Genomic DNA, 18,229 nt, shown 5'->3' on the forward strand with positions numbered 1-18,229 from the left:
CCATCGTTTGGTCTTGATTTGGATTCACGTTTATTGATGACTTCTGTCTCCACATAAATCGTGTCACCAGGGAAGACAGGATTCGTAAACTTAACGTATTCAAAACCAAGATTTCCGACTGTTGTTCCCAGGGTCGTATCGTTGACAGTAAGTCCCATCGCTGTTCCAAGGGTAAATAAGCTGTTTACTAAAGGTTTTCCGTACTGTGACTTGGCAGCATATTCTGCATCCAGATGCAATGGTGCCGGGTTCATGGTAAGGGTAGAGAACAAGACATTGTCATAGTCATAAATCGTGCGTCCTGTTTCATGTTTAAAAACTTGTCCGATTTCGTATTCTTCATAGTATAATCCAGCCATATATAACTCTCTCCTTTTTCAATATGCATTCTCTTTAATTAATTTGATCAATTTTATATCATGCCGAAAATACGGGCTCTTTCTACCACTTCCTGGGCAGTCTTCAAGTGGGCGATGTCAATGAAAGTATCTCGATAACGTACTGCTGATGTTCCTTCTGCCTCGGCCTTCTTCATCGCTTCGATTATTCCCTGTGAGAATTCAATTTCTTCACGGGATGGGGAGAAGATTTCGTTCAAAACTGGGACATGTGTGGGATAGATTGTCATGCATCCGGTGAAACCGAGTTGCTTGCTAAAAAGTGCATCCTCCCGAAATCCTTCGAAATCATCAATCTCAGTCCATACTCCTCCGATGACACCCTTAAGACCAGCCGCCCTTATATCAAGCACCCTCTTTGATCGCAAATATAGCGTTTCTGTACCTTCTTTCGTCCAAACAAATCCGACGTTACGTTGGATGTCTCCTCCCTTTGCGTTACCTGCGAATACCGCCTTTACCCTGTTGGATGCTTTACAAATATCGTAACAGTCTCGAATTCCTGCGGCCGTTTCTAAAAGTGGAATAATCTCAATCTTACCCTGTTGGAGTCCCCGCCTCTCCTCTAAGAACGACAGGATGGTGTCTACTTTCTTTATCTGCTCTACAGAATCTGCCTTAGGTATCACTACACCATCGAGGTGCTCATCAGTTATTGCCTCCAAATCAGCATTGTACAAATCTGTTTCAAGATCGTTAATTCGTACATAGACACATTGGTTTTGTTCCTTAAGTGTGCTAAAGCACTCCTTGATAATCTGCCTTGCTTCTTGTTTCTGATTAGGAGGTACCGCATCCTCCAAATCTAAAATTAAAGCATCTGCTTGATATTTTTTCGCTTTTAGAATCCAGTCACGCTTGTTTGCTGGTATAAATAACATTGAGCGAATCGGTTTCATTTTTCATTTCCCCTTTCAGTGTTTCAGTTTCGAAGTATTTTGGGTTCAAGGTTACGATATTACTAGACTTTTTAAACTAGTAAACTCAAAGCGCTTTCATTCTTGATTACCCGACTCCATTTAACTTTTTCCTCTAACATTTATTAATGCAAAATTCATGCCAACAAATATTACTAATAGAAACCTAATTTACTACTATCGAGAAATTTAAATTTAATGTTTTTTTACATTTTTGATGTATTTTCGCATGATAGTGAAGTTTTCCTAAAGAGGATTTAGTCTTAATCCAGCTTCCTACAAATGAATGGTGTCATATGTAAAATCATATAGATGCAAGCTATCACCTCCTTGAAATTTCCCTTAGGTTTCTACATATTCAATCAAAGGGTTCACTCTCCTTACTATTTTTAATAATTTCACTAACTACTTAATTCTTTTGCAATAAACGTGCCAAATTATAAAGCTCCATTTTCACTACAATTTTTTGAAATATTCATACAAAAAATGCAATACTCCATTTAATCTAATGTAAAGTTACATTAATAATGCAGAAATTGGTTCATCACCTAAATAAAGTGAGATAGCTAGAATTACTGGAATTTGACAGATAAACGGTTAGGAAATAATAAGAAAGAGATTGAAGAAAGAAACGATTAGATACATACGGGAGAATTGAACCAACTGAATAGCCATCGATTCCTGCTATTTATGCATCTTTTACATTAAATTGATGTGTTATTTGCTTTGTTTGTTAGAAATGTTGCTTGTTATAATAATAAATAAGCACGACTGTAGTTTTTTAATTACCACAACTCGTGCTTACTTTCTTCCTATCTATAAATCAATTAACGTGTGTAAACTGTATAAGAATCAAAGGATTCATCAGCTTTTTAGATCGCTTTATTACAATTTTCTCCATGGTATGATAACATGAAATCTTTGAAATAGAGTGCAGCTTTTGAAATAAAACCCTCTTTTTTATGAATTAAATAGATTGTTCTCCAAACATTAAAATCGGAAATCGGGATCCTCGCAACATGACTGACATTTTGGATAACTGAATCAGGAGCAAGTGCAACCCCCATGTTTGCTGCAACTAAACCGATAATACTATTAATTTCTAATCCATCATATGCAATATTTAAGTTTATATTTTTTTCTGAAAAATGTGTATCTATTAATTTTCTTAGTTCAGTATCAGAATTGTAATGAATAAAGTCCTCGTTCGTTAGGTCGCTCATTTTAATACTTTTCTTATTTACAAAATGATGATCCAACGAGGTAATTAATACAATTTTTTCTTTGAAAATTGGGTGATAGGCTAAATCGGAAAATGACTTAAATTGTGTTGCAAAGCCAAAATCAATTTCATTGGTTAATAAATCATTTACAATTACCTCTGCGTTATCTTCTCTTAATGTTATAGAATGACCAGGATTCGTCTTTTGAAAATCTATAAGTAACGTGGGAATATAGTGTAATCCAAGGCTATGCACAAATGAAATGGCAATATTTCCAGCATTGGGATGTACAAGTTCTTTTAAGTTTTCTTTTGAGATTTCTACTTGGTTTACAATTTTTTTTGCATCCTCTAAAAAAGCTTTACCGTATCTGTTTAATAAGATTTTTCTATTTTTTCTATCGAATAAAGGGACACCCAACTCACTTTCTAGTGATGTAATGGAACGACTTAAAGCGGATTGAGATAAGGATAGAATCTCAGAAGCCTTTGTCATATGTTCCTGCTCAGCAGCAACGATAAAGTAATGTAATTGTATGATATCCATTTTCTTCCCCCAGGTTCTTTTTAATATATTAATTAGTTATCACTATTTATTTATGCAAATAACGTGCCAAAATTAAATTTTAAAGAAAATTCAACACCTTAAAAAAGTCGGGCTTACTGTTTTGCTATTAGAAATTAGGTTGGAAAAGAAGGGGAGTAAAATAAGAATCCGTGATTTCTTATATTAAGATGGAAGCAACTAAGCAAGTAGCATTTCTTTAGAGGAGTTTACAGATGTAAACGTAATTGATGGTTTGTCCGTGGGATCAATAACAGTGCCATTTTTATCGACTTTTAAACTGCAGATCTTCCTGGTGAAATCTTTCACCTTAAGGTATGGTTTTGTCATCATCATTAATTATCCCTTAATCGCATCCTTTTTTACCGCTTATAAACGTGCATCGGTACCCCTCTCCCTTCTTTAATTTAAGCTGTGATGTAAATAAAAGAATCTTAGTTCGACAGCTAGACACTAAGATTCGGGATTTTGTAATTTTTTAAAGTATTACATTTTTAATGTGACTATACAAATCTATTTTTCTTATTTTCACAGTGGATGTTCTCGGAAATTGCTCCATGAAAATAATCTTATCCGGAACCTTATAGTCCTCGATTTTATTTTTAATAAAATCTTTTAGTTCTTCTTTGGAAATCTTTGATCCCGTACAAAGTCTAATACAGGCACAAGGTATGTCGCCCAATAGTAAATCTTTTAATCCGATAATCGCAACACCAGCAACATTAAGATGAGTGAGGAAAATTTCTCTTGTGGAAAAATATTGTAGGCCCCTTTTTTAATCACTTCATTTTTCCCACCAATTATGCGGATATACCCTGCTTCATCAGTAGTAGCCAAGTCCCCTGAATAAACCCAGCCATCTCTAAATAACTTCTCTTGTTTTTTCAGGCATAGCATAATATCTTTTCATAAGTCCAAAGCTGCGGCAAATTAATTCTCCAACCCCATCAACAATCGCACTTTATTTAATGGGCTGTAACAATTGCAAGATGGACGATATTTTTACGGGTGAGCATGGCACCTTTTGGCTTTCCTTATGTTCCTGAAGTAAGAGTATCGAAAAATGTCATTGTTACAATCACCTCTAACAACTCACAACATTTGTTTATAAAATGGTTTATTTATAATAATAGTACTTATTATTAACGTAGAGTTTCTTTATTTCACCATTTTGTACTAGATATTCCAAATGGGACAATGTTTCAGGAAACGCAAATCGAACTATGATCGACTCAGGTAAATGTCCAAACAATTCCATTGATATATCCAAAGCTGATATGCAATTGTTGGTTCCTTCTTGTTTATTCATTAAGATAGTTTTAACCAGTTCTAGCCTATGACCATGGTGATCAATTATCTCATCCACTCTTTTTTCAAGGTTGGTAATTAATTGCCTATGTCCAGGTAATGTTATAGCCGCCGGAAGACTTCGAATACTTCTTAAAGAAAAAAAGAAATCACTTAATGGGTTGGCAGCAGAGTTGGCAAGGAATGAAATATTAGGAGTAATTTCGGGCAAAACAAGGTCATTTGAAATAAAAACAGCTTCCTCCTCACACCAAAATGTCATTAAACCCTCAGTATGCCCCGGGGACCAAATCGTTTTAAAACGGTAATCTCCCAATTGGATTTCATCCCCATTTGATAATAGTGTAATATCTTTGGGATGTGGTGTGATGTTTAAATAACTACTTTTATAATGATTATCAAGATCCAACACAGCTTTTTCCGGCATACCATATTCCATAAAAAATTGCTTTAACTTTGATGGATAAGATTTATCAAGCCAATTTCGCTCTATAGTTTTTTTCTCTTTATCAAGCAACAGTACTGGGGCTCCGGTTATTTCTTGGAGCCAGCCTGCAGCCCCATAGTGATCAGGATGAAAATGAGTAACAATAATTTTTGATATATCATTGTAATCAATACGTAATTCTTCAAAGACTTTATACCAGGTTTTTTCACTTTGTTGATTATGAAAACCGCAATCCACTATACTCCAACCATCCTGCCCTTTAATAAAATAAATGTTAATAGCTTTAAGGGGAACAGGTATGTCTAAGGAAAGTTTGTATATATTGGGGTATACTTCTTCTATTAATTTTTGCATTTTTAATTCTCCAATCCTCGTTTAGAAAAAGATCCAATCCTGTTTAGGTTAGCTCTTTTCCCCTAAACAGAACTGGGAACAAATTATGAAATATCAACGATATCCTATGTTGCAACTCGGTCTTCCACTTCTTTTGCTTTTGTACCGTCGCTGATCATTGTTAAGCAAAACGGACAACCGCTTCCGGATCCTTATTGATTGCAACGATACCCTTGAGTTCGACATCCCTGCTAAATGCTGGATGGCACCTGAGATACCAATTGCAATAAAAAGGTCGCCTTGATTTGAACCTGAACATTTGGGACATCACCAGATCGTGATTCATCTTTCTCAAGTGGCTCGATATTATTTGGACGAATCGTCGCCAAAACAAGGCCTTTGACTTTCATTTTTTCAAATGTTTTCCCTGCGTAAATTGGAACTGTGAAAACTGCTTCTTCTCCATCCATTTCTAAATTTACCGCATCAGAAACTAAACCAGCCTCTAATTTAACTGCGATTCTTGGGGCTACATCTTTACCTTGGGCAGTATGTCCCATCACTATACCTGCCGGTTTTTCTACATCAAGCACTTGAAGCAATGCTTGTTGATATGCATCTGTTGTATAAACTTGCAAATCAGAATGTTCTACTTTAACAACACGATCTGCCCCATATTGAATCATCTTTTGAGCTTCTTCAACAATTTTTTCTCCAATTAATGCAGCAACTACCTCGCCGCCATCAACCGTTACATTACCAGCTAGAATAATATCAGCATTTTGATCTTTTAAATAAGTTGAAAGAATTTTGGCTGTCCCGTATTGATCTATCTCTTTTGTTCATAAAAACACGTCCCCTTATTAATTATATTCTATTTCGAAGATTCTAAAAAATTAATATAGTATTTTACTATATTAATTTTCTTTCCAACTTATAGGTTGGATCTAAAAGTCCTTTTATGGATGTTCTCATTGTAACATGCTTTATGACAATAAATTTATGCATATTTTACATCAAATTGATGTGTTATTTGCTTTGTTTATTTGATAGGACCATCGTTATAATAAAATGAAAGAAATGCAAAAATATTTCGACTTTAAAAGGGAGTGGGAAGATGGGATATTTAAAGATTGATAGAATAGGACCGGAGGGAGCTATTGTTAATGTTCAATTAGATCGCCCTGAAATGAGAAATGCATTTAACACTGAAATGGCTAGAGAAATTCTTGAGACATTTCAAAACCTAGCAAAATCACATGCAAGAGTGGTGATCGTTTCATCTACTAATTCAAAGGCATTTTGTTCAGGTGCTGATTTAATAGAACGAAATGGTATGACGGAAGAAGAGTGGAAGGAACAACATAAACTATTTGAAGAGGCATTCTATGCCATTTTCGATTTACCACAGCCAACGATCGCCGCAATTGATGGGTATGCTGTAGCCGGCGGTTTTGAGATGGCGCTCAATTGTGATTTTATCATTGCTACAAAAACTTCCACTTTCGGTCTTGCTGAAGCAACACGTGGTATTATGCCAGGTTGTGGTGGGACACGCCTTCTTTCAAAAAGGATTGGAGTACATTTAGCAAAGGAATGGATCTGTACTGGAAAGATGGTTTCTGCAATTGAAGGTAATCAAGCAGGTTTATTAAATCGATTAACAACTACTGATCATTTGCTAGAAGAAGCGACAAAACTTGCTGAATCCCTGGCAAAAAATGCTCCCATAGCTGTTCAGACGATAAAAAAGGCTATTGACGCTTTATACAAAATGGAAGAAAGTCAAGCCAGGGAGCAAGAAATCGTTTTCTACAACCGTTGTATCAATACTGAAGATCGCTTAGAAGGTGTAAGAGCCTTTGTTGAAAAACGTCCACCTGTATTTGTCGGAAGATAAGTTTTATCGAAATGTATAACTTGGCAATTATCTTTGATTAAATCACATAATTTTATATTGGAGGAGAGTTATAAAATGAGTACTAATGAATTACATGATGAACTACGTAAAAGTGTAAAATTTTTTTGCAAAAATTACCCAGATGAATATTGGAGAAAATTAGATGCAACAAATTCATATCCTACAGAATTTGTAGATGAATTGTCAAAAGCAGGCTTTTTAGCTGCATTAATTCCAGAGGAATATGGCGGATCGGGACTATCAATCGTAGAGGCCGCAATTATATTAGAAGAGATTAATCGCTCAGGTGGTAATGCCGGTGCATGTCATGCCCAAATGTACACGATGGAAACTATATTAAATCATGGATCAGTAGAGCAAAAGAAAAAATATTTACCTAAAATTGCAGATGGCTCTTTACGATTACAGGCGTTTGGCGTGACTGAGCCTAGCACTGGTACAGATACTACTCAATTAAAAACAACAGCTGTACGAAAAGGCGACAAATATATCGTAAATGGCCAAAAAGTATTTATCTCACGTGCTGAGCACTCAGATCTTATGCTTCTTCTTTGTCGCACAACACCACTTGATCAAGTACAAAAGAAAACAGAAGGTTTATCCGTACTATTAGTTGATCTTAAGGAAGCAGTTGGAAATGGTATTACAATCCGTCCAATTCGAACAATGATGAACCATGCATCTACAGAACTTTTCATCGAAGATTTGGAAGTACCTGTAGAAAACTTAATCGGTGAGGAAGGAAAAGGCTTCCGCTATATTTTAGACTCAATGAATCCAGAGCGCATCTTAATTGCATCTGAATGTATTGGAGATGGTTATTGGTTTATTGACCGTGCTACAAAGTATGCAAATGACCGAGTTGTCTTCAAACGCCCAATCGGACAAAACCAAGGTATTCAATTCCCTATTGCAAAAGCTTTTATCAACTTGGAAGCTGCAACCTTAATGAGAGATAAAGCAGCAAAATTATTTTCCGAAGGAAAACCATGTGGAAAAGAAGCAAATATGGCTAAACTACTTTGCGCAGATGCTTCATGGGAGGCTGCAAACGTTGCTCTTCAAACACACGGCGGCTTCGGTTTTGCTGAAGAATATGATGTAGAGCGGAAATTTAGAGAAACTAGATTATATCAAGTAGCACCTATTTCTACTAATCTCATTTTATCCTTTGTTGCAGAGCATGTTTTAGGTCTACCTAGATCTTACTAATAAAGATACTAAGAGATTATCAATCTTTTTAAAGTAAATAGTAGTACCCTTAATACTTAGTAAACTGAATCACTTAATATAAATTAAGCGAGAGCACCTAGAAACTCCCCCCAATTTTTATGTTCGCCCAACAGAAGCCGCAGGCTTACCCCAGCCAATAGTGGCTGCTTTCGCTTTTTATAAATTTTAAGAATAAAAACTTTCTAATTTGGAGGTGCACCTTGTTTATTCCACGTAACGTTGAAATTATTGAAGTTGGCCCAAGAGATGGATTACAAAATGAACCGGAACCTATTTCAACCGAATCGAAGAAGGAATTGATTCGTCAACTTTCCGAGACTGGAATCACGCGTATGGAAACGGCTGCTTTTGTAAGCCCGAAATGGGTTCCACAAATGGCTGATGCAAATGAAATTAGCCAATATTGTAATGAACTTGGGATTACGTATATAGCATTAACACCAAATCTAAAAGCACTTGAACGTGCAATTGAAGCCAAAGTACCTCAAATCGCTGTATTTATAGGTGCGAGTACAGCTTTCAACAAAAAAAATATTAATAAATCGACTGATGAGTCTCTTTTAGAAACTGAAAAGATGTTCGAGATTGCGAAAAAACACGGAATCTTTACAAGAGCTTACATCTCTATGTCCTTCTCTTGCCCTTACCAAGGTGAAGTTTCATTTGAAGAGCTGGATTATGTTTGCAAACGTTTCGTAGAGTTAGAGGCAGACGAAATTGATGTTGGTGATACAAATGGGATGGCCAACCCCAAAATAGTCTATGAAAAATTTTCCAAATTAAAAAATCTTTATCAGGACGCAGTCTTTGTTGGCCATTTCCATGATACAAGAAAAATGGCACTTGCGAACACGTTAGCTGCGATGAATGCCGGAATTGACAAGTATGATAGTTCAATCGGTGGGCTTGGCGGTTGTCCGTTTTCACCTGGAGCAACAGGTAACCTGGCGACAGAGGATATTGCTCTAATGCTCTCTGAAATGGGAGTGGAAACGGGTGTAAGTATGGAAAAAATAAATAAAATTGTTCCATATGCAAAATCACTATCAAGTCGTGTTAAATAAAAATTAGCATTGTTAATGTTTACTTAAATGGTAACTTTGTATCATTTTTTAAGAACAAGGTCAGGAGTAACATACTCCTGACCTTTTCCGTTGTGCCACAGATGTGGAATTGTACAAGTGCACCACTTCCTTATTCGCACCCTGCAATGCTTCAAATGTTTTTTTGATAATATGTTCTCTTGACTGTGTTAAAACTTGAATTGTTACATCATCCGGAATCAAATTCTCTTCAATTAATCTACGTATAGAAACAAATTCGGTTTCCGAAGAAGCTGGAAAACCTACTTCGATTTCCTTGAAACCCACTTGTAAAAGCAACTGAAAATATTCTAACTTTTCCCCTAGACTCATCGGCACAATCAAAGCCAGATTTCCATCGCGAAGATCCACACTACACCAGGGAGGAGCTTCTGTAATATACCCCTTCTCTGTCCATTTAAAGCTTTGCACCGGGTGCATAAAGTACCCTCTAGAATACTAATCAATATTTTTCATCCTAATAACCACCTTTTCATTTATATTTGTTAATTTATTTAAGAAATAAAAAAGCCCCGTCTCTAAAAAATATAGAGACGAGGCATTGCTCGCGGTACCACTATAATTGATTAATAATAATATTAACCCACTCATTTTCGGTGGCAATCTCCACCTATCTTCATAACGGTAGAAACCGACACCCCCTACTGTTCACGTTCAGGGAGTAGCTCTCGGATGAGTTCAAAGGTTATAACTACCGATTCTCACCAACCATCTGCTCTCTGACAAGTTTATGAATCCTTTTACTATTTCCAATCGTTTCTTATTAATATTCAATTAAATATTTAATTAAACATGAAGTTATATCCAAAAACTCCATTTGTCAATATTGAATCTACTGAAAATATAGATTACTGTAGACTTTAAAATAACTCTAATATTCAATTCATTCAATTGGAAAACAAGGGCTGAGGAATTACTTGCCGTTGCTCACACTGATTTTCTAGAACAGTTACAATATAAATTTAAAAATGTAACATTCTATTAGAAAGGTTTAAATAAAAGAAAGGTATCTTTCTTCATTTTTACTTCAACTGGAATAATCTCATCTTTGTCTTTTCCTTCTTTAATCGCCGCTGCTGCTTTTTGTTGGCTTGCCAGAGCAAAAAGGTCCTGCTCCTCCCTTGAAATTCCATATCTCTCCGCTACGTATCAGCCGTCATTCCCATTCCAATGTCGCACCAAGTTTCCATTGGCTGTTGGCCGTTTTCCAAATTGGAATCTATTATATACGGGTTTCCTTCTCCAAACCTTGAATTACGTAGATACATAGGTGCACTGCTCATGTTTTCTACACCACCCGCAACAATTATTTCTGCCTGCTTTGTAATTTAATTATTGCACGCCTGAGGCTACCGCTTGCATACCGAAACCGCATAGGCGATTGATGGTAAAAGCTGTTGCACTATCAGGAATGCCGGCACGAATCGCGGCTACTCTAGCCACATTCAAAGACTCTGTGGCTTGTTTTACTTCACCCATAACCACTTCATCTACCATTTCATTTGATATGACAGATCTTCGTATCGCCTCTTTAATAACTATAGCTGCACGATTTCTAAGTTTACTTCTTTTAGTGACCCGCCGAACTTTCCGATTGCAGTTCTAACCTCAGATACAATAACTACGTTTTCCATACCTTTCCCTCCCTTTAGCTATCACAGTAAAAATAGACTGTACCTTGCCGCTCTTCCTTCTTAATGAAACCAGTAGATTCCATATAAGTTAGATTTGTAATCGTTTGTAAAAATGGAGCTGCACTGTAGCGATCCGTTATTTCTTTATTGCCATAGACATTTTGAGAAATTTCATATGCAGTAATTCCTTCTTTAGGAATTAAGCCTTGAATCTGCTGCCATTTTTTAATATAATTAGCCCTTATTTCGGCAATTCGATTAGCAAGATTGCCAATCAGTTCTCCATGACCTGCCATAACGTACAATACGGATTTATTTTCAATACTCTTCAAGGACTCAAAATAATCATTTAAGGAATTTTCTCCTTCTTGTTCTGTTAGGACAATTGTATTAAAAGAATTTACTACATGATCCCCAACAAACAAAATTTGCTGCTCTTGGTTATAAAAACAAAAGTGATCAGGAGTATGACCCGGGGTCCATATGCTTTCAAGTACGAGATCTCCAGCCTGAATTTTCGAATGGTCTTCGAACAAGATGTCGGGCTCAAAGTCGTAATCCTCCAGGCTACGCTGAAAAACTTTTACAGGGACCTTGGGTCCTCCATGCATTCGTAAAAACGAAAATATCGGATTCAGGTTCGAATTTAAAAAATAGGACTGGATTTTTTTTAACTCAATAAAACTTCTTCTAGACAATAATACAGACGCACCAAACTGCTCTTTAAACCACCCTGCTAATCCCCCATGATCCGGATGTGCATGTGTCAGAACGACCTTTTCCACAGGTGTATCATCCGATAAAATTTTTGTCCACACCGCCTTGGCTTCCTCGGTGTTAAAACCCGTATCGATAATTGTATAACCGTTTTGACCTTTAATTAAATAACAATTGACTTCATTCATACCCATCGGAAATGGAATTTTAACTTGATATACTTTATCCGTAATTTTATTCAACATTTCAAGCGACACCTCTCTAAAATTAACGAATTTGCTTTTTTTCTTTTAAATATTTATTTTCAATTTTTGTTTCAATCTGTTGGAGTAAATTCTTGTCTCTCTTAATTTCTATAATATTTTCTAATACCAATTGATTAAAATTGCTGGGTTTCCTTTTTAATCTAACCATATTACCCTCCCTTTCATAATTCCAGTTAAAAAAATTTCTTATTTAATTCAATGCAATAATTGTGCCAAAATAAAAAGAGAGTAAACTCTCTATCTTATTTAAATTATTCTGAATATTAATGCGATAAATCATTACTTTGATGTAAAATTACATCTACCTGATGCACACAAAAAATATGAATCAAACTCATTACTAACTAACAGACTGTATTTTTGTTCATTTTGAATCCATCCCTAGGGCCAACTGTGGTACAAACGCCGGGAATGAAAATACGGTGATCATATCTAATTGGTATAAAAAATAAAAGGAACACAGAGTTAATACTGTGAACCTTTTTCAAAATGAATCCAACCCTCTCTACTTCGTTAGTGCGGAATAGCCTTTTATTCCGCCCCATGCGCCACAGCACATCGCATTTTCAAATCAATTACTTTAATTTCTTAGATTACACCTTTGGGTAAAGCTTCGTCTCCAATTGCACTTATAAAGTAAAGGCTTACAAATTTATCGAATTTCCACACCCTCTCTATTAATAATCTAGAATGTCCTAGAAAAAGGACTATGTAAATGTTTATTATTAGAAAACCTAAAAATTTTCAAAAAATTTTTACACTTGGTAAATAGGGATAATTGGTACCCTAAAATTTAGACATTTTTAAATTCGACCCACCATGAAGTTAATCCAATCAAGGAAGGCTTCAGTTGTCATTTCTACCCGTGACAAGTCCTTTTGAAAGTAATTACATAGCCATTGAAAATGAATCTTGTATTCCTCAATCGTTCTTGGAGCTAAACCTTCATTATTCTTGAACCACATGAACCTTTCAAACATTTCAACCATTGTGAACGACTCTGTGACCTTTCTCGTTGAAGCAACTCTTCCGTGTTTTCTCATTCCTTTACGCATACAAAAAACCTCCAAATTTAATATTTGAAGGCTCTGAACACACACAGTTTTGGCTTCACGGTCTCACACAGTTTCGTTCAAAATGAACAAAAGACTGTGGGGGTGAAAAATTATGTAAAGGATTGAAAATGTTAATTTGGCGGGACTGTGTGAGAATCGAACTCACCAGACCTGGCACGCAGGTCTCAAGCAGTTTTGAAGACTGTGGAGGACACCAGTACCCCATTCAGCCCCGTAATTATTATCTTAAAAAAGGTAACTACTATTTGTAATCATATTACAATGGAATATAGTATTTATCAATAGAGTTGGCCCTTTTGTCATTTTTTCGACAACTTTTGCATCCCCTATAGATGAAGATTCCACCTAGTAAATAAAGCGATTACTTGTCTTTTACCTTGATTACAGACTATAATAAGTAGATGAAAATAGTAATATGTAGGTGATATTAATGCAGCTAACGGGTTGGTTTCTCTGGTTTATTTTACTATGGATTTTTGCCTTTGCTGGTGCTATGGCGATTGGCGGATTTTTTATGTTCCGTAAGTTCTTAAAGAAAATGCCCAAAGAAGATGGCAAATCTGTGATGGACTGGGAAGAATACTATGTGAATCAAACGCGTCATCTATGGAGTGAGGAAGAAAAAACACTTCTAGAAGATTTGGTCAGTCCTGTTCCAGAGCTTTTCCGTGATGTTGCCAGGCATAAAATAGCCGGGAAGATCGGCGAGCTAGCACTTAATGAAAAGGTATCTGTAATTACTGAAGACCTCGTCATCCGCGGTTATATCCAGGCAACGCCAAAAAGAGATCATAAATTTTTACGAAAAAAGCTTTTTGAAAACCGTATTGATGTGGCTCCTTACGAGCACTTATTCTAAACCGTCTATTTGGCGGTTTTTTATTATCCATTCCAATAACAGTTTTGCAAAATGAGTGCTTTTCCTTAAATCCGTATGACCGTGTGGTCTTCATTAGATTCATGATGACAATTTCTAGAATTTAGTTCGGGCTTTTGATCATCATCGCGTTTATGATGACCTTTTCTCTGGCATAATTCCGTACATTTGGTCATCATCACCTTCATGATGACAATTTTCCTGGAATGATCCCGTACTTTTTTGTCATCATCTCCTTCATGATGACAAATTCAACAAATTATTTGTTTACTATTGGTCATCATCCACTATATCCTGACATTTTTCCCAAATTTTCTTCATAACCCCAACCCACCAACAAAATCCCATAAAAAAACACCGATCCAAAAAGAATCAGTGTTCCATACGTGAAATGCCATGAAGCTGCTTATATAGCTTTTTATAATCCAAATACATCGCAATCCGCCAAGGGACAATCATACTAAACGCAAGTAGGAAGAACATTCCGCTTAGTTCACCAAAATCAATCGTGGTGCTTAAAATGGATTTTAAGCCAAGTCTAACGACTAGTAATCCAACTAAAATATAAATAAATGCTTTCGAGCGTTTCAGATATATGTCATTATCACGTATTTCAAATTTAGAGGTTTTTATAAGCAAGATGGAAAAAAGCATCCCCACCATTATTACCTCACCTATTTCTAGTGCAGTTAATCGAAATTGTGGTACCACATACATTAATGCCCCGCTCGACATAAAAACCGGAGGCAGAATGATCTTTAATGCATTTGTAGGTTTCTTTGCAGCTTTCATGCGGACAAATAAAGCAAGTATCCCCATAAAAACCGCTCCTATTGAAGAAACAACAACGAAGTTCATAGGTTACAACCCCTATTTCCTAATTAAGAATTCGAAATACAAAATGAGAAATTCAGATTTTACTATAATAATTCCATGCATAATTATAAATTTTAATGTTTACAGGTATTAGAAACCTGTAAAGCCGCCAAACATACCAGAGAAAATCGTGATGATTTTTGTCATCCAGTCAAAGAAGAGAACAAAGCCCATGACAATCATGATCCAGCCACCGATTTTAACAATTTTCCCACTATTTTTGCGGATCCATTTCATTCTACCAACAAAAAAGGATAGAATTAAGAACGGAATTGCGAATCCAAGTGAGTAGGCAGTCATGTATAAAACACCTGATCCAGGATTAGATGCAGCAAGTAAAATAACCGAAGTTAGAATTGGACCCGTACATGGAGTCCATCCAGCAGCAAAAGCCATTCCAATTAGTATAGACCCAATAAAGCCTGAAGGTCTATGTTTAAATTCTAAACGGCGATCCTTCATCAGAAATTCTGGTTTAAAAATACCGACAATGATTAATCCAAAGAGAACAATGAAGATTGCGCCAAGCTGACGGATTAAATCTTTGTACTCCATGAAAAAGCGGCCAACAAACGATGTCCCAAAGCCTATGGCAATGAAAATTGCTGAAAATCCAATAAGGAAAAAGATAGTATGTAATAGACTGCGCTTCTGTAGCATGGCATTTTCAGTTTTCAGTTCCCCTACAGACATCCCGGTGATATAAGAAAGAAATGCAGGGTAGAGCGGTAAACAGCATGGTGAGATAAAACTTAAAAACCCAGCGCCTAGGGCTAAAAATATATTTACATCCGTCATAATAACACTCCCAGTATAGTCGATACTGTTTCATTTTAACAAAACATTCCCCTAAAAGATAATGGTTAACATGAATATTTTGTGTCTCTAGAAGATTATTAAAATTAACGCTATGAAACATTCAGTGATTCTACCATTTTCCTACTTTATCTGGATATTTTCTTACAAAAACTTTGTATTTAATCCCATTTTAGGTTATACTAGTAAAACATTGGTAGCGAATTTCCTATCAATGTTTTGTTTTCTATTATTGGAGTTTCTCCGGAAAGGACCACGGCTGTGATCAAACAAGACCACATTACACTTATTGAAAAAAAGCGTGCTGAATTAATCCAAGTCGCGGTCACAAACGGCCTGACTTCCTCCATTGCTATTCGCTATAGTCAGGAATTAGACCATCTTTTAAATGAATATAATCGAAAGTATATAAAGAAAGCTCGCCAAGTGGCGAGTCTCTAACTCAAAAATCCTGGCAGATTGCCAGGATTTTTATTATAGATGAAGAAAGTATACGTTCTTGAACTTAGAATACTGTCCAGCTTCAGCACCCTAGCGGCTAGTGTCCTTCGCTCTCCGCCCTTCGATAAGTCAACATCGAATCGCCTACGGCTCTTCGTGTTTCCTTTATCTTGGTTGGAGCGCTCCACAAGGAACGCTCCGGCAGCAAAAGCTTCGCACGAAGGAAAAGCGTTAGCTTTTACGAGGAGGCCATACGCCGCTGACCAGGGTGCTTCCGCTTTTCTTAATGCATAGCATCCTCTAAGCGCTCGACTGCTCCATTTTGTAATAGGAACATTTTATGGTATAGTCCCCCAAGTGCTAATAGCTCTTGGTGTGTGCCTCTTTCTACAATTTCCCCCTGGTGCAAGACGAGAATTAAGTTTGCATCCTGGATTGTCGATAACCGGTGGGCGATGGCAATTGTCGTACGCCCTTTCCTCATTTTCTCAAGGGCTGTTTGAATGGCTTCTTCTGTTTCTGTATCGATATTGGCAGTAGCCTCATCAAGGACGAGAATTTTTGGATTCGCTGCAATCGTCCTTGCAAACGCAATTAATTGCCGCTGACCACTTGAAAAAGTAGAACCTCTCTCCACCACTTTATGATTATAGGAATCTTCCAGTTTTTCAATAAACGTATGCGCTTGAACAAATCGCGCAGCATCCTCCACTTGCTCATCTGTTAAATGATGATTATGCAGCGTGATATTGTCTCTTACGGTCCCATAAAACAAAAACGGATCTTGGAGGACAAGCCCCATTTTTTCTCGTAGTTCATCTTTGGAATAATGGCGAATCGATTGGCCATCAATTAAGATATCGCCCTTCTCATACTCATAAAACCGCATTAATAAATTGATGATCGAGCTTTTCCCACTCCCCGTATGTCCAACGAGTGCAACGGTTTCGCCAGGATGGGCAGTAAAGGATATATTCTTTAGTACATCTCGCTGTCCATCATAGGAAAAAGTTAAATTTTTAAATTCAATTCTACCCTCTTCAATTGATCGTGCACTATCTTCTCTTTGTCCAGGTGCCAATTCTTCTTTATCGAGAATCCTGAATACTCTTGCACCTGCCACAATCGCCTGTTGGTATAGGGATAATCTCATCATCATATTGTTCACCGGTTCAAAAAAACGTTCTAAGTAGTTAACAAAGGCGTATAAAACACCGATTTCAACTGGGCTGTCTAATGAGGTGATACCAAAATAATTTAATACAATGATTAAACCTAAAATGAAAATTAAGTCAACCGCTGGGCGAAGCAATAAGCCATCAATCTTTATATTCTTCATTCCCGAATTAAAGTGCTTTTCATTGATGTCTTCGAATTCCTGGCGAAGTCTTTTTTCTTGGCGGAATACCTGAATAATGCTCATTCCCTGAATGGATTCACTAAGCTTTGCATTTAATTGGCTTAATCTTTCCCGCATATCTAAATAGAAACGAGAACTAAATTTCCGATACAAACTCATGACGAGGAGAATTAACGGGATAAAAATAAGGCAGAACAGCGCCAGTTTAACATCTAGAATAAACATAGTTATAAAAATACCTGTCAGTAAAAATCCACTTTGGATAAAGGTCGAAAGGACGGTAACAAACATATCTTTAATCGCCTCGGTATCGTTTGTCACCCGTGAAACAATACTTCCTGCCGGCGTTTGATCAAAATACTTCAACCCTAGTGACTGTACCTTTGAAAAAATATCAATTCGAAGCTGTTGAATGATTTTTAAGGCAATCTCCTGAAACTTCACTAATTGAAAAAACATCAGAACCGATTTAATGATTTGAATTCCAAGAAAGCTCGCCCCAAGAATCACCAATGGTTCAACTACTAAGTTCCCCGGTGTTAAGTAATCATCAATAAAGATTTTCACTAACATCGGTCCTGCTAATTCCCCTAAAGTGGTTAACACCAGCAGACTGAACGCTAGGATTAATGTCTTTTTATGTGGTTTCGTATAGGAGAGCAGGCGATATAGAACATTTCTTTGCTCTTTTTCAGACAGCTTTGCGGTATCATCCATT

General features: G+C 36.5%; 20 protein-coding genes, 1 tRNA gene, 2 pseudogenes and 1 other annotated feature. Of the genes and pseudogenes, 5 read left to right on the forward strand and 18 right to left on the reverse strand.

The features are described 5' to 3' along the window. The 7 genes and pseudogenes from BLR86_RS01485 to BLR86_RS01515 all read right to left on the reverse strand — a co-directional run. Positions 1-359 (reverse strand): MaoC family dehydratase (locus BLR86_RS01485; protein WP_090757876.1); only part of this gene is annotated, 359 nt, incomplete at its 3' end. A 53-nt stretch (positions 360-412) separates the two neighbouring features. Then, positions 413-1,297 carry an HpcH/HpaI aldolase/citrate lyase family protein gene (locus tag BLR86_RS01490; protein WP_090757877.1) on the reverse strand — a complete coding sequence of 295 codons (885 nt, stop codon included), beginning with the start codon at positions 1,295-1,297 and terminating at the stop codon, positions 413-415. A gap of 890 nt (positions 1,298-2,187) precedes the next feature. Next, entirely contained in the window at positions 2,188-3,084 is an 897-nt protein-coding gene (locus BLR86_RS01495; protein WP_090757878.1) for a LysR family transcriptional regulator, read from the reverse strand. Between the two features lie 496 nt (positions 3,085-3,580). Further along, positions 3,581-3,784 carry an AMP-binding enzyme gene (locus tag BLR86_RS01500; protein ID WP_254782200.1) on the reverse strand — a complete coding sequence of 68 codons (204 nt, stop codon included), beginning with the start codon at positions 3,782-3,784 and terminating at the stop codon, positions 3,581-3,583. An 11-nt stretch (positions 3,785-3,795) separates the two neighbouring features. After that, positions 3,796-3,939, reverse strand: a complete 144-nt coding sequence (locus tag BLR86_RS26360) for a hypothetical protein (protein ID WP_217642350.1) — start codon at positions 3,937-3,939, stop codon at positions 3,796-3,798. Positions 3,940-4,219: 280 nt separating this feature from the next. Beyond that, complete coding sequence (locus tag BLR86_RS01510) at positions 4,220-5,212, reverse strand: MBL fold metallo-hydrolase (RefSeq protein ID WP_090757881.1); 993 nt, start codon at positions 5,210-5,212, stop codon at positions 4,220-4,222. Between the two features lie 172 nt (positions 5,213-5,384). Next, a pseudogene (locus tag BLR86_RS01515) lies at positions 5,385-6,024 on the reverse strand (hypothetical protein); the annotation flags it as partial. 284 nt (positions 6,025-6,308) lie between these two features. On the opposite strand from BLR86_RS01515, the gene BLR86_RS01520 reads away from it, so the two are divergent. From BLR86_RS01520 to BLR86_RS01530, 3 genes are all read left to right on the forward strand, one after another. Beyond that, entirely contained in the window at positions 6,309-7,091 is a 783-nt protein-coding gene (locus BLR86_RS01520; RefSeq protein ID WP_090757882.1) for an enoyl-CoA hydratase/isomerase family protein, read from the forward strand. A gap of 75 nt (positions 7,092-7,166) precedes the next feature. Continuing rightward, positions 7,167-8,324, forward strand: coding sequence for an acyl-CoA dehydrogenase family protein (locus tag BLR86_RS01525; RefSeq protein ID WP_090757883.1), 1,158 nt, complete (start codon positions 7,167-7,169; stop codon positions 8,322-8,324). A gap of 221 nt (positions 8,325-8,545) precedes the next feature. After that, positions 8,546-9,409: a hydroxymethylglutaryl-CoA lyase gene (locus tag BLR86_RS01530; protein ID WP_090757884.1), complete on the forward strand. Its 864-nt coding sequence runs from the start codon at positions 8,546-8,548 to the stop codon at positions 9,407-9,409. 84 nt (positions 9,410-9,493) lie between these two features. Here BLR86_RS01530 and BLR86_RS01535 read toward each other — a convergent pair. The 8 genes and pseudogenes from BLR86_RS01535 to BLR86_RS25885 all read right to left on the reverse strand — a co-directional run. Further along, positions 9,494-9,868 (reverse strand): annotated as a pseudogene (locus tag BLR86_RS01535) (2-isopropylmalate synthase); the annotation flags it as partial. Positions 9,869-9,974: 106 nt separating this feature from the next. Further along, positions 9,975-10,214, reverse strand: a binding site (T-box leader). 215 nt (positions 10,215-10,429) lie between these two features. Next, positions 10,430-10,576, reverse strand: a complete 147-nt coding sequence (locus tag BLR86_RS26555) for a thiolase family protein (protein ID WP_368086745.1) — start codon at positions 10,574-10,576, stop codon at positions 10,430-10,432. Positions 10,577-10,590: 14 nt separating this feature from the next. Then, a complete protein-coding gene (locus BLR86_RS26560) occupies positions 10,591-10,731 on the reverse strand; it encodes a hypothetical protein (protein ID WP_254782201.1) in 141 nt (46 codons plus the stop codon). Positions 10,732-10,780: 49 nt separating this feature from the next. Further along, a complete protein-coding gene (locus BLR86_RS26565) occupies positions 10,781-10,990 on the reverse strand; it encodes a thiolase family protein (protein WP_368086746.1) in 210 nt (69 codons plus the stop codon). Between the two features lie 106 nt (positions 10,991-11,096). Beyond that, entirely contained in the window at positions 11,097-12,044 is a 948-nt protein-coding gene (locus BLR86_RS01545; RefSeq protein WP_090757885.1) for an MBL fold metallo-hydrolase, read from the reverse strand. A gap of 22 nt (positions 12,045-12,066) precedes the next feature. Then, positions 12,067-12,213 (reverse strand): FbpB family small basic protein, encoded by a 147-nt coding sequence (locus tag BLR86_RS25565; protein WP_139185554.1) that lies wholly within the window; start codon positions 12,211-12,213, stop codon positions 12,067-12,069. Positions 12,214-12,868: 655 nt separating this feature from the next. Continuing rightward, positions 12,869-13,120 (reverse strand): hypothetical protein, encoded by a 252-nt coding sequence (locus BLR86_RS01550; protein ID WP_090757886.1) that lies wholly within the window; start codon positions 13,118-13,120, stop codon positions 12,869-12,871. A gap of 137 nt (positions 13,121-13,257) precedes the next feature. Further along, positions 13,258-13,354: transfer RNA gene (locus tag BLR86_RS25885), tRNA-Sec, on the reverse strand. Between the two features lie 217 nt (positions 13,355-13,571). Here BLR86_RS25885 and BLR86_RS01555 point away from each other — a divergent pair. Further along, a complete protein-coding gene (locus BLR86_RS01555) occupies positions 13,572-14,000 on the forward strand; it encodes a DUF2621 domain-containing protein (protein WP_090757887.1) in 429 nt (142 codons plus the stop codon). Between the two features lie 390 nt (positions 14,001-14,390). Here the strand turns inward: BLR86_RS01555 and BLR86_RS01560 are convergent, their stop codons facing one another. Both BLR86_RS01560 and BLR86_RS01565 read right to left on the reverse strand, forming a co-directional pair. Continuing rightward, complete coding sequence (locus tag BLR86_RS01560) at positions 14,391-14,876, reverse strand: CcdC family protein (protein ID WP_090757888.1); 486 nt, start codon at positions 14,874-14,876, stop codon at positions 14,391-14,393. A gap of 108 nt (positions 14,877-14,984) precedes the next feature. Beyond that, the gene (locus tag BLR86_RS01565; protein WP_090757889.1) at positions 14,985-15,692 is read right to left on the reverse strand and encodes a cytochrome c biogenesis CcdA family protein; all 708 of its coding nucleotides are present in this window, start codon (positions 15,690-15,692) and stop codon (positions 14,985-14,987) included. 279 nt (positions 15,693-15,971) lie between these two features. On the opposite strand from BLR86_RS01565, the gene BLR86_RS01570 reads away from it, so the two are divergent. Further along, complete coding sequence (locus BLR86_RS01570) at positions 15,972-16,151, forward strand: aspartyl-phosphate phosphatase Spo0E family protein (protein ID WP_090757890.1); 180 nt, start codon at positions 15,972-15,974, stop codon at positions 16,149-16,151. 283 nt (positions 16,152-16,434) lie between these two features. On the opposite strand, the gene BLR86_RS01580 is transcribed toward BLR86_RS01570, so the two are convergent. Then, positions 16,435-18,228, reverse strand: a complete 1,794-nt coding sequence (locus tag BLR86_RS01580) for an ABC transporter ATP-binding protein (RefSeq protein WP_090758229.1) — start codon at positions 18,226-18,228, stop codon at positions 16,435-16,437. Position 18,229 lies beyond the last annotated feature (1 nt).

It is taken from the genome of Bacillus sp. OK048 (assembly GCF_900103525.1).
In the GTDB taxonomy this organism is placed as follows: domain Bacteria; phylum Bacillota; class Bacilli; order Bacillales; family Cytobacillaceae; genus Neobacillus.

What these genes read in the sequence shown, in the direction of transcription:
- BLR86_RS01525 (WP_090757883.1), top strand. Translation starts at nt 7,167, where the DNA reads ATGAGTACTAATGAATTACATGATGAACTACGTAAAAGTGTAAAATTT.
- BLR86_RS01565 (WP_090757889.1), bottom strand. Translation starts at nt 15,692, where the DNA reads ATGACGGATGTAAATATATTTTTAGCCCTAGGCGCTGGGTTTTTAAGT.
- BLR86_RS01550 (WP_090757886.1), bottom strand. Translation starts at nt 13,120, where the DNA reads ATGCGTAAAGGAATGAGAAAACACGGAAGAGTTGCTTCAACGAGAAAG.
- BLR86_RS01520 (WP_090757882.1), top strand. Translation starts at nt 6,309, where the DNA reads ATGGGATATTTAAAGATTGATAGAATAGGACCGGAGGGAGCTATTGTT.
- BLR86_RS01495 (WP_090757878.1), bottom strand. Translation starts at nt 3,084, where the DNA reads ATGGATATCATACAATTACATTACTTTATCGTTGCTGCTGAGCAGGAA.
- BLR86_RS01545 (WP_090757885.1), bottom strand. Translation starts at nt 12,044, where the DNA reads ATGTTGAATAAAATTACGGATAAAGTATATCAAGTTAAAATTCCATTT.
- BLR86_RS01560 (WP_090757888.1), bottom strand. Translation starts at nt 14,876, where the DNA reads ATGAACTTCGTTGTTGTTTCTTCAATAGGAGCGGTTTTTATGGGGATA.
- BLR86_RS01555 (WP_090757887.1), top strand. Translation starts at nt 13,572, where the DNA reads ATGCAGCTAACGGGTTGGTTTCTCTGGTTTATTTTACTATGGATTTTT.
- BLR86_RS01510 (WP_090757881.1), bottom strand. Translation starts at nt 5,212, where the DNA reads ATGCAAAAATTAATAGAAGAAGTATACCCCAATATATACAAACTTTCC.
- BLR86_RS01580 (WP_090758229.1), bottom strand. Translation starts at nt 18,228, where the DNA reads ATGGATGATACCGCAAAGCTGTCTGAAAAAGAGCAAAGAAATGTTCTA.
- BLR86_RS01490 (WP_090757877.1), bottom strand. Translation starts at nt 1,297, where the DNA reads ATGAAACCGATTCGCTCAATGTTATTTATACCAGCAAACAAGCGTGAC.
- BLR86_RS26560 (WP_254782201.1), bottom strand. Translation starts at nt 10,731, where the DNA reads ATGAGCAGTGCACCTATGTATCTACGTAATTCAAGGTTTGGAGAAGGA.
- BLR86_RS25565 (WP_139185554.1), bottom strand. Translation starts at nt 12,213, where the DNA reads ATGGTTAGATTAAAAAGGAAACCCAGCAATTTTAATCAATTGGTATTA.